Annotated in this window: 8 protein-coding genes; 4 read left to right on the top strand and 4 right to left on the bottom strand. The window is 56.5% G+C overall.

Translation table 11 applies throughout. The annotated features are described in order from the left end of the window. Positions 1-166 precede the first annotated feature (166 nt). On the bottom strand, positions 167-475 hold the full coding sequence (locus tag DHV10_RS28290; RefSeq protein ID WP_420818750.1) for a TIGR03435 family protein: 309 nt from the start codon (positions 473-475) through the stop codon (positions 167-169). Positions 476-855: 380 nt separating this feature from the next. Between DHV10_RS28290 and DHV10_RS14460 the strand changes: the two genes are divergently transcribed. Then, the gene (locus DHV10_RS14460) at positions 856-2,640 is read left to right on the top strand and encodes a CRTAC1 family protein (RefSeq protein WP_109487058.1); all 1,785 of its coding nucleotides are present in this window, start codon (positions 856-858) and stop codon (positions 2,638-2,640) included. Here the strand turns inward: DHV10_RS14460 and DHV10_RS14455 are convergent. Both DHV10_RS14455 and DHV10_RS14450 read right to left on the bottom strand, forming a co-directional pair. Continuing rightward, positions 2,637-3,842, bottom strand: a complete 1,206-nt coding sequence (locus tag DHV10_RS14455) for a tetratricopeptide repeat protein (RefSeq protein ID WP_162601541.1) — start codon at positions 3,840-3,842, stop codon at positions 2,637-2,639. The two genes, DHV10_RS14460 and DHV10_RS14455, sit on opposite strands and share 4 nt — an antisense overlap. 116 nt (positions 3,843-3,958) lie before the next feature. Beyond that, positions 3,959-7,456 (bottom strand): TonB-dependent receptor, encoded by a 3,498-nt coding sequence (locus DHV10_RS14450; protein ID WP_239461681.1) that lies wholly within the window; start codon positions 7,454-7,456, stop codon positions 3,959-3,961. 994 nt (positions 7,457-8,450) lie between these two features. On the opposite strand from DHV10_RS14450, the gene DHV10_RS14440 reads away from it, so the two are divergent. From DHV10_RS14440 to DHV10_RS14430, 3 genes are read left to right on the top strand one after another with little or no spacing between them, the layout of a single operon-like run. Beyond that, positions 8,451-8,984: an enolase C-terminal domain-like protein gene (locus DHV10_RS14440; RefSeq protein WP_275425921.1), complete on the top strand. Its 534-nt coding sequence runs from the start codon at positions 8,451-8,453 to the stop codon at positions 8,982-8,984. A gap of 36 nt (positions 8,985-9,020) precedes the next feature. Then, on the top strand, positions 9,021-9,989 hold the full coding sequence (locus tag DHV10_RS14435) for an RraA family protein (protein WP_109487053.1): 969 nt from the start codon (positions 9,021-9,023) through the stop codon (positions 9,987-9,989). Between the two features lie 37 nt (positions 9,990-10,026). After that, positions 10,027-12,159: an alpha-N-arabinofuranosidase gene (locus DHV10_RS14430; protein ID WP_109487052.1), complete on the top strand. Its 2,133-nt coding sequence runs from the start codon at positions 10,027-10,029 to the stop codon at positions 12,157-12,159. Between the two features lie 18 nt (positions 12,160-12,177). Here DHV10_RS14430 and DHV10_RS14425 read toward each other — a convergent pair whose 3' ends face one another. Then, on the bottom strand, positions 12,178-13,506 hold the full coding sequence (locus tag DHV10_RS14425; RefSeq protein WP_109487051.1) for a hypothetical protein: 1,329 nt from the start codon (positions 13,504-13,506) through the stop codon (positions 12,178-12,180). Positions 13,507-13,902 lie beyond the last annotated feature (396 nt).

Raw genomic sequence — 13,902 nt, 5'->3', positions numbered from 1 at the left:
GCACGAGCAGCCCGCCTATTCTGAAACCAAGAGAGCGCGTCGCCCGTTTTGAGGCATCTTGGCCGAACACGGATCGATGGGCGTTGGCCGACTTAGTGTCCTCCATCCAAGCAGAGATGTGCGTTGACTCCAGAATAGGAACGCATCGAAGGCGAAGATCATCAGCCTAAGCTAGTTCTTGGAAGGTCCGTCGGCACGCGTGATATCCAGGAACTCCACCGATCGATGCTTTCCCTGATATAAGCTTAGGTCCCAGTTGCTCCCGCGCAGCTGTGAAGATGCTTGCTCCTAAAGGATCGATTTGCGGAAGGCTTCCAGGACCTTCTTGCTTAAGCTCATCGGGTGCCCAGGCAAGCTCGAAGTCATACACTCCCGTCAACCCGGTTTTGTCGAGGACAGTTCGGTGCAGAAACATTGAAAGAAACTGGGGGGAATCGCTGCATGGAGACGCCGGTGAAGACCACCTGGCCCCGATCGCCCGTCTGAATGTCGAAGGCCACTTCAGCTGACGTCATAAGCGGCCGCAGTCAGGATCTTCAAGGGGGATGTTCGTCGCCCTAAATCGACCACCGCCGATAGCGGTAATCCCTTCCCCGCTCTCCTATTTAGTTCGCTCTTAACCGCGGCTACTTCGAACTTCAGCGGCTTAGCAGACTGTCCGAGGGCATTCGCGACTCCTCAGACTGCTAATGCAGCCATATGAAGCCCTAATCGCATGTAGAGGTCGTATCGCTTCCGGCGTTTGGTGTGGTCTCTTCCACTCAGTTGAGGCGAAACTTGCTTGCAGGAAAGAACCCAATGCATGCCGAGTCCCTTAGAATGACCCATTAGGGGCTACCCGAAATCACTGGAGGCATGAGCGACGGCGTGCGCTTTCGAATCCCCACATCGGCCTTCTGGGCGGTCCTCAGTTTCAGCTCGGGAGGCTGGCAGGCTGCTCAAGCTCCGGCACCTGAATCGCAGAAACCAGTTCCTCACGCCCAGATACTCCGAGATTATCCAGAGCTTGTCGATATCACGCAATCGACCGGCATTCATTTCGAGCACATCTCCAGCCCCGAGCAGAAGTTCATCGTGGAATCGATGAGCGGGGGAGTTGCGCTCATTGACTATGACCGGGATGGGTTTCCAGACATCTACTTCACCAACGCGCAAAGTACGGAAATGGCGCTTCACGGGCAGAAAGCCCGCAGCGCTCTCTTCCACAACAACGGGGATGGAACATTCACCGATGTGAGCGACAAAGCTGGCGTTGCATTTCCGTGCTGGGCGATGGGGGGCGCTGTTGGAGATTACAACAATGACGGGTGGCCGGACTTGCTGGTGACCTGCTTGAGCGGCGTAGTGCTTTATCGAAACAACGAGGACGGAACCTTCTCCGACGTGACGAGGGAGGCGGGACTAGCAGGCGATAGGATGTGGGCCACCGGGGCGGCATTCGGCGACTACGATAACGACGGGTTTGCCGATCTGTTTGTTTCACACTATGTCGAAGTGGATCTGGCGCACCTTGCGGCAGTGGGTTCAAGCGATACCTGCAAGTATCTCGGCATCGACGTGCAATGCGGGCCGATAGGTATGAAGGGCTCGCCTGACACGCTCTACCACAACAATCGAGACGGGAGGTTCACCGAGGTCTCGAAGAAGGCAGGCGTGGCCGACGGGGAGCATCGATACGGCCTGACTGCGATCTGGAGTGACTTCGATCAGGATGGGAATCTTGATCTGTTCGTAACAAATGATGGCCAGCCAAACTACCTGTACCAAGGGAACGGCAAAGGATCCTTTGAAGAGGTTGGTTTCTCTTCAGGAGTGGGACTGAGCGAGAGCGGCGCGCGTCAGGCCAACATGGGTATTGCCATTGGGGATTATCTGCATACAGGCAGAAACTCGCTGGTGATTTCCCACTTCGACAATGAGTCAGCCGCTTTCTATCGTAACGACAGCGCCATGGATTTTTCGGATATTTCTCTGCCGTCGGGGGTCGGGCGCGGGACGATTGGATACGTCGGATGGGGGGACGCTTTCGCTGATTTCGACAACGATGGCTGGAAGGATCTATTTATCGTGAACGGTCACGTGTATCCGCAGGTGGACCGGATCCAGTCATCCCTGCGGTATCTCGAACCCAAACTGCTGTTTCTCAATCAAAGGAATGGGTCTTTCAAAGACATCAGCAAGCTTGCAGGGCCAGCAATTCAGATTACGCAAGTGAGCCGTGGGTTGGCGATCGGAGACTTGTTCAATGACGGCACATTGGATGCAGTGGTCGAGAATCTGAAGGGCGAGCCGATGATCCTGCGTCCGAAGAGCGGCAACCAAAACCACTGGGCCAGCTTTCAGCTCGAAGGCGTGAAGTGCAATCGTCTGGCGTTGAATGCACGTGTGCGTGTCTTCGCGGGAGACCTTGTGCAATTCGATGAGGTGATCAGCGGAGGCAGCTACTTGTCGCAGAACGATCTGCGCTTGCATTTCGGCCTAGGAACACACGACATGATCGACAAAGTGGAGATCACGTGGCCGGGTGGGTTGAAGGAGAATTTGACCAAGCTTGCAGCAGACCAATTCTATGTCGTGAGTCAGGGTAAGGGTGTAATCAAGTCTGAAGGAATCAACCGAAAAGCGCCGGCCTTCAACTAGTTCGTGGTCGGGGATGATGCGCTTTCTTTCTCGTGCTTCTCCTGAGCTGAATGGAGTTTGTCGAATATGCTCTTGTCGGCTGCTTTTTGCAGGCTGCGCGTCTTTTGGAACTCGATTTCGGCTTCGGCCTTCTTCCCAACTGATTTGTAGAAGCGTCCGAGGCGCCAATGGACGTTCTGATCACCGGGGTCCAGTCTCTCGGCGGTCTTGAGTTCGCGCAGGGCATCGTCGTCTTTTCCGGCATTTGCGTACAGCACACCGAGGTCGACGTGCGCCAACTCGAGTTTCGGGTTGAGCCGGACGGCCTTTTCAAGTAGAGGAAGTGCTGGCTCGGGAGTATTCGACTGGATGTAACAGTCCGCCAGGTAGGCCATCGCCTGCGCATGATCGGGACTGTTGTTGAGTTCCGCCTGGAGTTCCTTCGCCGCTTCATCGAATTTCAATTGCGCCCACAACAGGTAGCCCAAGCCGAAGTGCACGTCCGGCATCTTCGGGTCGGCCTGAACAGCTGCGCGGAATTGCTCGATGGCGCCCGGCCGATCCTTCATCTCGTCTAGTGCCTGACCGGCGAGCATATCAGCTTCAGCTGAGTTCTCATTGAGGTTGACGATCTCGTGGTAGACATCGAGAACACACCGGTACTGCTTAGACCAAAGACAACTCTGGGCCAAGGTCATTCTGAAGGGAAGGTTCTGAGAGTCTGCGGCAACAGCCTTTTTGAGGAAAGGCACTGCACCCGCATAATCACCCGAGCCGTAGCGTGCCAATCCGATGAGCGTATTCAGACGCGTTGCCTCTTGGGAGTCGGCGGGCAGTTCCTTGAGAAGCTGTAGAAAGTTTGCGGCAGCTTCCTTCATTCTTCCAGCTTTGAAGAGCGCCAAGCCGAGATTCAGACGCAGACCAGGCATCTCAGGGTTGAGCGACATGGCCTTTTCGTAGTGACCAATGGCTTGTTCGTAACGCTCCAGATGTGCTTCAAGAAGCCCGAGATGTGCGAATGCTTCAGCGTCGCGGGGGTGGAGCTTAAGGACCGATTGCCAAGCTTCCTGAGCTCGTGCAGCATCGCCCTGCTGCTCGAACTGTATCGCGGTCTGGCGAGGGTCATCGGCATTGACCGGGGTTTGCGCCAACGAAAGAACGGGAGAGATGGAAATGAGGAGACCAAATCGAGACAGGGGTCGATATGTTCTTCGCCAATTCATGTGTTGTCGCATTCTCGCTCGTCCGAACGGCGATCATCAACTTCAAACTTTGGTTCGCAGATGAGAAAGCGGCGCGCCAAGGTGCACCTGACGCGCCGCCGGTTGTGGTGTGCTGATCAGAACACGAGCTTTCCGCCCAACTGCAGAGTACGAGGGCCGTAGTCGCTCGTGATCTTGCCGAAGTTGGCGTCGTGGTTGTTCAGATTAACTCCTTGCGGGTTGGCGTGGTTGAAGGTGTTGAACGATTCGAAGCGAAGGTCAATATGGACCCTTTCGTTCGAGGACAATGGAATGGCCTTGAACAGAGACATGTTCCAGTTTTGGATTCCAGGTCCCTTCACCGCGTCCTTCGCTGCATTTCCGAATCCCTGGTTGGGGCCGCCCAGCCAGGGCGCCACGGGATCAGCGAAGGCATTCGTATCGAACCAACGTTGGGTTTGGTGATTGAGCGTCTTGGGATAGTGGATTGGTGCGACCTGGTTGGGACGGTTGCTGGTGCCTCCGCCGAGCCCTAGGGTGTCGCTTCCGGAGTATGCGGGACGAAGCGGCAGTCCGGTCTCGATGAAGGTGATGCCGGAAATCGACCAACCTCCGAGCGCCAGCCGTGCAGCAGTATTCGAGCTCTTCCTGTACCAGGGGAGCCCGTAGACGTAGCTGACGTTCAGGATGTGGCGGCGATCGAAGCCCGTGTCCGAACCGAAGTCGTATCGGGCGCTGAACGGATTGGAGAGCCCGTTGAGATCGTTGGCCACAATGCTCAGCAGGTGTGACCACGTGTATGCCACTTGCGTGGTCAGGCCATGCCGGTTCTCGATGCGTACTCCGGCCTGGAGTGAGTTGTAGTTGAAGTTGGTTTCGTTTTCCTCCTGGTTGATGTTGGCGAATCCAGGGTACTGCCGGTATACGTTCGCGAGCAGCTTCCCGGTTGCAACCTGCTGGCGATCCCAGTAAGGATTCTTTGGGTCGGACCCTGGAGTCGTGGTGTCGAAGTTGAACAGCGGAAGCGTGTTGATCTGGCGATCGTTGTTCTGGCTGAAACCATCGGAGCCGACATACTGAACGACCGCGATGATGGACGGGGCCAACTCACGCTGGATACCTGCGCTGTAATTCGAGGTTCCGGGCGCGTTGTAGTCGTATCGAATGTTCGTGATGTTGGATGGGAAGTGGTTCAGCGTAGTCGCACCTGTCAACACGCTGGTGTTGGGATTCGAGAAGTACACGTTGGTCGCAGACGGGATGTAAGCGAACGGCGGGTTCAACGCGGCGTTGTAAACATCGTTGCCTTGAATGCGCTCCCAGAACAAACCGTAGCCACCACGGAATACAGTTTTGCCGTTGCCGGTGATGTCCCAGGACCATCCGATGCGCGGCTGGAACGTGTAGTAATGGTTGCGAACGTTTCCGCGTGGGAATCCATTGACTCCAGCTTCCCGGATACCGTTCAGGTAGAACTGCTCACTGCCGGTCTTCGCAAACGTCGAGAGCGAAGCCGGGTTCAGAGTGCCATCCCCGTTCATAGGATTGCCCTTGGACCGGTCGTAGTCTTCTGCGACGAAGTTCGAGAACTTGTCGTAGCGCTCGAATGCGTGAGGAAGTCCGTCGTAGCGCAAGCCTAAGTTCAGCACGAGGCGCGGTGAGATGTGCCAGTCATCATTCACATATCCCGAGTAGTTGTTGTTTACCCAGTGCTTGCCCGCGAGGTATTCCAACTGCGAATACGAGCTGGACATGCCTAGGATGTAGTTGATGTAGGAGTCGCCAGAGAAGTTACTCGAGTTGAATGTTGTGACTCCGTTTGTGTTGAACTGCAACTCTTGGTTCTTGTAGGTGTGCAGCACGCCGGCGCCGAACTTGAACTGGTGACGGCCCTTCGTCCAAGAGACGTCGTCTCGATACTGGAAGCCCTCATATCCGTTTTTCCACGGATAGTAGCTGGGGCTCCATGTAACGTTGATGGGAGACCCTTGGAGTTGGACTTCAGGCATGCGGTTGAGGCGGTTGTTTGCGTCCGGGAAAAAGCTGGTCGCATTCCATCCGGTCGGCTTCACAAATGTTCCACCGGGTCCGTTGAGCGGCGTTAACGTGATTTTGTTTCCGCTGTAGAGGAATGCGGTTTCGTTCAGCAGGTTGGGCGAGTAGGTCTGTGTCAGCTTGATTACGGCCGAATACGAGGGGTTGTTCATCGCAGTACCGACGGTGGGATATGTGCTGTTGCCCCACAGCGGCGGAAAGTAATTCTGGGCCAATGTGTCGTGTAGGTAATGCCCCATCAGCTGGTACTTCGGGCTGATCGCATGATCGATGCGAATGATGTCCTCGCGCACATTGGTCGGCTGCGGAATCGAAGCGATGTACTGGGTGCCGTTGTTGAAGTTTGGTTTTGGGAAGGTGCCGGCGTTCAGTTGGAGTACGGCATTCTGGTCAATGAGGTTGGCCGGGATGACATTGCCGGGAAACGGCTGTCCGGGCGTGAGTCCGTCAGCGGCGTAAAGTGCAAGCTTGGCCGGGTCGGTCACGACGGGAACAATAGGGGCTTTTCCACTCGGCGGAGTGTAGGCCAGGTTCGCGCCCGCGCTGGGAAAGTTGGATGCCAGGATCGCGTTTTGTACCGATGGCGCGCTGCCCTGGATCAATCGACGCCATTCTTCGTTCCAGAAGAAGAAGGTGCGATTCTTGTTCTCGTTGTAGACGTGGGGAATAAAAACCGGGCCGCCGAGATTTCCGCCAGGGATGTTCAACTGGAATTTGGAACGAGGCTTTCCGCCTTGGTTCAGGAACCAGTCATTGGCGTTGTAATCGGTGTTTCGGTTGAATTCGTACAATTCGCCGTGATATTGGGAGGTTCCGGACTTGATCACCATCAAGATGGTGCCGCCGGAGCCAATTCCGTAGTCAGGCTTGTAATTGCTGTCCAGAGTTTGGAACTGAGCGATGGAATCCTGCGACGGCAGGTTCATGAAGCAGCCGCCGCAGCCGCGGTCGTTCTGCTCGCCGCCATCAATCATGTAGATGTTGTGCGTCGAACGGGTTCCGTTGAAGCTGATCCCGTTGGCGGATGTGAGCGCGTTTACCCCGCCAAAGGCCGGAAGCGTGTTGGACACGCCCAAGCCGAGAGCAGCCAGAGAAGTGATGTTGCGTCCGTTCGTCGCCAACTGCTCGACCTGCGTGCCGCTGATCAGAGTGCTGACTTCACTGGTTTCGGTTTGCACCTGCAATGCGTCGGCAGTGACTGTGACTGTCGATTCCTGACTCCCTACCGCCAGAACTGCGTCTTGCTCCAGGGTCTGTGCAACGTTAACGACGATCCCTGTCTTTGTGTACTTCTGAAAACCTTGAGCTACCACGGTCATCGAGTAGGTACCGATGCCCATGTTGGCGAAGCGGAAACTGCCGGATGCGTTTGATACGGTCTCGCGGTTCTGGCCGGTCGCATTGCTCGTCAGGGTGATTTGGGCGTTGGGAACGACCGCGCCGCTGGGGTCGGTGACGAACCCTGTGATCGTGGCATTGTCCTGGCTCAGGGCCGGGACGACAGAAAGCAAAAGCAGCAACACCAGGCCGAGGAGGGTGGGACGAGGGTTTAAGGCTATGTGGAACGCTCTACCTCGCACGGCTGATCGTATTTGCCTCGAAATGTGGCTCATATCTGGACTCCTGAGTAAACGCTTACTTCGTTGAGATGAGGTGATTTCGCCTCTCATCAGCACAGGAACCAACTGAGAAGCCAGAAGCGCTCAATACTCTGAAACTGCCCTGGAATACCAACTGCGGCTGCGGATCCAAATGGGTGTCACGCTACTTGAATGCGGATTCCTTAGCGGAATCTCCCTTTAAGACGAGCGCAACTGCGAAACTGCAGTTCGCTCGAAGCCCTACTAATGCATGGGATCCGAAATTCTCAGCCTCGGGGAAGATCGGGGAAGTGCTCGTTCTCCTCTTTGCGCGATCGCCCCCGTGGAGGCAGATTTCGCGGGAAGTGGTTTCTCCTCGCCAAGTTCGGCCAGGCGATTTACAGCAATCGTTTCCTTAGCGCGCCATTCTGCTGCCATCGCACAACGGTTGTCAACGAGAAACTCACATTTGGGACGGGAGGCTCTGGCGGAGAAAGAGGCCCTAAAAACGCCATTTATCACTAGTCGACACAATAAGGTGGTTGCCCTATCGTTGGGTTCACTTCGAAGGGAAAACGTTTCCGTCGAGGCGGGATTCGGAGCGATGGAGAGGACAACGGCGTTTTGGCTGGAGGTCAGTTCAATTCGCTTCCGCGCGAGCTGGACGGCGCTTCGCCGGCCTTACGCCGCCGCACTGCCCGCGGTCGTTGAAGCGGCTATACCAGCAGTTCCGTTGCCGACGATCAGCCGGTCTGCGAATGAGAGGAACAGGGCGCAGAGGACAAGCACTGAGCTCGGTTATCGACGCAGATGTCAGTGGGTGATCCAGGGTACTTTGCAAAGCGCCGTTGGGATCGGTAAGAGGTAGAACTTTTCTACTCTCCAGAACGGCGCAACTATAGTTGTCCTCGACAGAAACCAAGATCTGATTTTTACGGAAGGCGAGTGTCGTGTCCGTGTCTGTGCAGGTCCGCACCGCAGGCTTACCATAACCGTGCGAAGCGCATGCCTCGCCAGAGTTACTGGGCGCGGATCTCAAGTACCGCGACGGCATAGGGCGCCAGCTGAGGACGTCGACGCAATGGCCGATATCCGCCACTCGACTTCGACGCCGATTGCGTGCGGAGAGAACCTCTACATGCGATGGGGATACCGGGAGCTGCTCGAAAAGAGGGCTGTCGATATTATCCAGCCGGACTTCCAAAAGGTAGGCGGGCTTGCGGAGGCGCAGAAGGTGGCGAACATGGCACAGGCATACTACTTGCCGGTTGCCCCGCATTGCGTCGTGTCGCCGATCGGAGTGATGGCAACGGCGCATGCGTGCACGACGTATCCGAACTTCCTTGCCTGCGAGTGGCATTGGATCAACCACACCGACCTCTGGAAGTCCTGGGTGAAAGAAGGCGAGATCATCGTGAACGGCTACGTGACACCGCCGGATCGCCCCGGGTTGGGCGTCGAGATGAATGAGGAAGTCGCCAGGAAGGCGCAGATACCTGGTACGCCGTGGTTCGAAGCTGAGAAGTAAATCCCAGCCTCCACCTGGTCACCAAAAGGACAGCAGATGCGGAACCTTATTGCGAGCATACTTACCGGAGCAGCGATCCTGAGTTTTGCTTGTCCTGCGTCGGCACAGCAGGGCTTTTTCACGCGAGAAGACGTGATCAAATACACGCCTGACTGGCATGGGGAACGATTCGCCGACGGCCGCCCCAAAGTTCCCGACGACATTCTGGATCGTATGAAGAACGTGACTCTCGAAGAAGCATGGGCGACTCTGCGTTCTGCGGGCTTCAATCACCAGTACGAGGATGGGTGGTACTGCATACATCCCGATCAGGTACTCGTGGGGCGGGCACTCACGGCGATGTGGATGCCGGGCCGGCCCGACGTGCAGAAGGTTGTTGAAGATCAGGGAAAACTCGACAACCGCAAGGGCGCCACAAACGCGTGGCCTGTGGACATGCTGCAGCCCCGCGACGTGTATGTTGCCGATCATTTTGGTCTGAAGGTTGATGGGCCATCCATTGGCGACAATGTGGGAAACGCGATCTATGCGCGATCGGGAAACGGCATTGTTTACGACGGCGCTGTGCGGGATATCAACGGCCTGAATGAGCTGCCGAACTTCGTATCTTTTGTACGCAGTTACGATCCTTCGCATCACTTCGGAACGCTCTCGAGCGGTGCGCGCCTCAACTCAACAATGGTGGGCATCAATGGTCCCACGAGGGTCGGTCATGCGCTGGTGATGCCGGGAGATGTGATTCTCGGCCGCAACGGAGGAGTGCTCTTCATCCCTCCGCAGGTGGCTGAGAAGGTTGTGAAGTATTCAGAGCGGACTCATCTGCAGGACATGTTCGGTCACCAGCGGTTGAAGGAGAAGAAGTACACGGCTGGACAGATCGACGCCAAATGGTCCGCGGAGATCGAGAAGGATTTTCACCAGTGGCTGAAGGAGAATCGAGGGCATTTGCCCGTGCCGCAGTCTACAGTCGACGAGATTCTGAACGAGCATCAGGTGGCAGACTAGGTCTTGAGACGCGGCAGGTCAGGGAGAAAGCAACCCAATGAATCGACGTGAGTTTGTAGCTGCATCGATTGCAGGCGCGACGATGCTTGGCCGGCGCGCGCATGCGCTTGCTTTGAGTCCGGAAATACAAGTCGCGATCGATGCTTCGAGGCTCGGCGAACCGATTACGCCATTGATCTTCGGCGGATACATGGAGCCGGCAACAACGCGGGTCTGGGCGGAGATGCTGACAGACCGCAAGTTTGCGAATGCGATCACAAATGCGGAACCGCCGCCAGTGAACCCATTCTTCCGCCGCTTTGCGGGAGAGCCGTTCAAACCGGTGGGTCCCGTGGACGCGGTTGAGATGGACAGCAAGCATCCGTTCGTGGGCAAGCATAGTCCACGCATCAGGCTGGCTGGAACCGAGCCGCGCGGAATTCGCCAGGGGAAGCTGCGCGTAAAGGGCGGCAAGAGCTACGTCGGACGGGTCTACCTCGCCGGTGATCCAACTGCGAAAGTGCTGGTTCGGCTCATGTGGGGAGCAGGCGCAGACGACTCGCAGGCTGTAACCATCACGACGTTGTCGCGAGAGTATCAAAAGCACGCATTCAAGTTCGAGCCGAAGACGGATGCTGAGGACGCGCGCCTGGAAATTCTCGGCACAGGTACGGGCACGTTCACCGTCGGGACAGTCTTGCTGATGCCCGCGGACAACGTGGAGGGCTTTCATGCAGGCATGATCCGGCTCTATAAGGAAGCTGGTTTCAAGATGGCGAAGTGGCCTGGAGGCAACTTCGTCTCTACGTACGATTGGCGGGACGGCATTGGAGATACTGACAAGCGCCCTCCGCGCCTGCAGGCCATGTGGTCTGACCGGGTAGAGCCCAATGATGTTGGACTTCATGAGTTCATGGCATTCTGCCGTTTGCTTGGAGCGGAACCTTACCTGACCATCAACTCTGGATTTGGCGACGCACAGTCGGCAGCTGACGAGGTGGAGTATTGCAATTCATCGCCCAGCACGCGGCTGGGCAAGCTGCGCGCAGAGCACGGCCACCCTGCGCCGTTCAACATTCGCCTGTGGTGTATCGGAAACGAGATGTACGGGCCCTGGCAGTACGGACACATGTCGCTGGATCAGTATTGGGCAAAGCACAACACGATTGTTGAAGCGATGAAGAAGGTGGATCCGCGCATAAAGGTAACTCTCTCCGGCGCAAGCATCGCCGAGAAGTCCATCGATGGGGCGGAGAAGAAAGGCAACTTCTTTCCAAGCATCTGGGAGCCTCCGATCGCGGAGAAGCTCCCCTTCGAGTATGGAAGTGTGAGCGACTGGGACGGATGGCTGCTGGAAAAATGCGCTGACCACGTCGACTATGTCTCCGAGCACACCTACGCATACCCAGATCTTGTGTTCGATCCGGAAAAGCAACAGTTTGTTGAAGCGCACGATGAAGTGCAGTTCAGAACGCGGCGACTGGCGAATCGCGTCGGAGAAGCTTTCGAGGCGTGGCAGCACTACCGGGACAAGATTCCGGCTCTGAAAGATAAAGACATCAAGTTCATCTTCGACGAGTGGGGCGTGCGCTTTCGATCGACGGATGGCAAGCCGCACATGGGCACCGGAATGGTAGGGCCGCTTTCCTACGCTCTGCTTCTTCACGAACTCTTTCGTCATTCAGACATGGTGGGTGCCAGTTGCCCCACCGGTGGGCTTTTCACTGCTTTGATAGACAAAACCGGAGAAGCCGTAGGCCTGTCTGTGGAAGGGCTGGTGATGAAGTTGTTTGCCACTCATTTTGGCAACGCCACTCCTGTGGAGCTGAGCGGGAATTCGCCCCAGAAACCAATGATAGGCACGCCGATGGTCGACATCCCAACGCATCCAACAGGCAGCGCAACCTATCCACTGGATGTGCTCGCGGCTCTGTCGCACGATCGAAGAACGTTCTACCTGTCGGTGGTGAACCCCACGGAAGAGGAAAAGAGCTTGTCGCCCCAAATCATGGGAGTGAAGTTGCGGGGTGAGGGCAAGCTGTGGCAGATTGCCGCGCCAACTCTGGACGCATCGAACGACGCGGAGAAGAAAACTGCCCTTGAGATTGCAGAGCATGGTGGGCGGCAGCTTGCCGGCCCTCTGCGTATTCCTAAAATCAGCGTTAGTTTGTATCAGTTCAGCGTTGTTTAGAGATTGCTGTCGGCGGCGCTACCAGGAATAGACAGCGACGATCTCCGCGGGACCGGGAACCTGGTTCTTCACGGTCGTATGCAGCACGAGTTCGATGTTCTTTTTCTCCCAGTCCTTTGGGAGAGACTTTGCCATTTGTGCGATGGACTGCGGATCGGCGATGAAATCTCCCGCCGCCCGCGTGGCCGCATAGCCCACGCCCCCGAGGACGACGACGACTTTGCCGTTCCATTGATTCAGGAGCCGAGCTGCGATCGCGTACGTCTCAGAGCGATCTGCATTGGCGGTCCACTGCTTTGCGGGGGAGAAGCGGTCGATGATCGTGCTATGCCCCTGGAACCCGAAGCGAAGATCTTCGGTCATGTTCAGCGTCCAGACGTTGTTGTGCGCACCGATAAGGACGGTCGGATTCTGGCGCAAGTCTCCGTAGGTCAGGTCATTCACAAATCGAACGTCGATCTTAATGTGCTGTTGCGCGAGGATGTACTCGATGTCCGACAGCGCGCCCACATCGCCGATCGTGAGATAGGTGTTCGCCGCCGGGTGGAGATATTGGCTGTCAATCGATTCGCCTGGAGCGAGAGGAAGATAGGAGTGATGCCCCATCTCCTGAAATCGCGTTTTGGGGTGGTCCCGGTAGTACGCATCCTCTCCTGCGTTGGAAAGCTCGTAAATCGGATTGTTGCCGATTCCGATCAACACTGTCCGAGAGTTTTCCAGGACAGGTGCCCAGAACTTCTCGAATGCTCGGTCTTCTGGAGAACGTGAATAGCGGAAAAGTCCGATCAACAGCATCGCCAGCACACATGCTGCTGCCGCCCAGGGCTTCCAGTGGAACCTTGACGACGATGTTTTCTCGACCGCTTTCCCAGTGACGCTTTCGGTTGCAGAGACGGTGGGAAGGATCAACGGAAAGGGAGTCTCGGGGCCGTTGAGAGGATCCGATGGGAGCGGACCAGGACGCTTTCCTGGCCGTTCGAACACCGCCCGGAATGAACCGGACGGGATATTGATGAGGATCGTTTCGTCGGGCGAGCCCTGGTAGTAGAGGGCGAGGCGCTTTCGAAGCTCCGCGACGCGCAGGCGAACGACCGGGTCGCTATTGGTGTCGTAATCCGGACGCTTATCAAAAAGGTGAGAACCGATGCTGCGCTCCTTCAGCATCTCGGAGTGCCCAGCGAGAGTTTCCGACACGATGAACCGGAGGAGCTTCTGCATCTGCTTGGCTGAGCGAAAAGGGGCACTTTGCAAAATGGCAGAAAGCGTTTGCTCAACTTCGTGCGGATCGGCGCGATGCGACTCCTGCCGTTCGACTTCACCGGAAGAAACCGCATCGGTCGTGCGCATAGGGAAGACCCCGGGGATTGAGGTACGCCGGCCAGCTCAGGCGGTCGTCCACAGTACTGTACCTCCGCCCTAAGGCACTGACAAGCAGAATCTTAGCTGCATCAGCCCTGAACTGTACCCGACTGAACCTTGTATTTCATTCCTGCGCAAAGGTCTTCTTGCACCTGCACACAGTTCGCGCAGCGATTCCGTGTTCGGTTGACCACAGAACACGGACTTCCCGATGAGCTTCCCCCGGGGCACTGCCGAAAAAACGAAATGCCCGAACCGAACAGGCTGCATTCAACCCGGAGGTCAACCAGCAGTGAGCCACCACATTCTCGATACCGTCTCGGAATTTTTCGCGCAGAGCATCATTCGACTTACTCAATCCGCCGTGTCTTTCTGGACCTCTAA

It is taken from the genome of Occallatibacter savannae (assembly GCF_003131205.1).
Lineage (GTDB): Bacteria > Acidobacteriota > Terriglobia > Terriglobales > Acidobacteriaceae > Telmatobacter > Telmatobacter savannae.
Note: the sequence above shows the minus strand (reverse complement) of the source record. Positions and strands in the feature narration are given on the sequence as shown.

What these genes read in the sequence shown, in the direction of transcription:
- DHV10_RS14460 (WP_109487058.1), top strand. Translation starts at nt 856, where the DNA reads ATGAGCGACGGCGTGCGCTTTCGAATCCCCACATCGGCCTTCTGGGCG.
- DHV10_RS14455 (WP_162601541.1), bottom strand. Translation starts at nt 3,842, where the DNA reads ATGAATTGGCGAAGAACATATCGACCCCTGTCTCGATTTGGTCTCCTC.
- DHV10_RS14435 (WP_109487053.1), top strand. Translation starts at nt 9,021, where the DNA reads ATGCGGAACCTTATTGCGAGCATACTTACCGGAGCAGCGATCCTGAGT.
- DHV10_RS14430 (WP_109487052.1), top strand. Translation starts at nt 10,027, where the DNA reads ATGAATCGACGTGAGTTTGTAGCTGCATCGATTGCAGGCGCGACGATG.
- DHV10_RS14425 (WP_109487051.1), bottom strand. Translation starts at nt 13,506, where the DNA reads ATGCGCACGACCGATGCGGTTTCTTCCGGTGAAGTCGAACGGCAGGAG.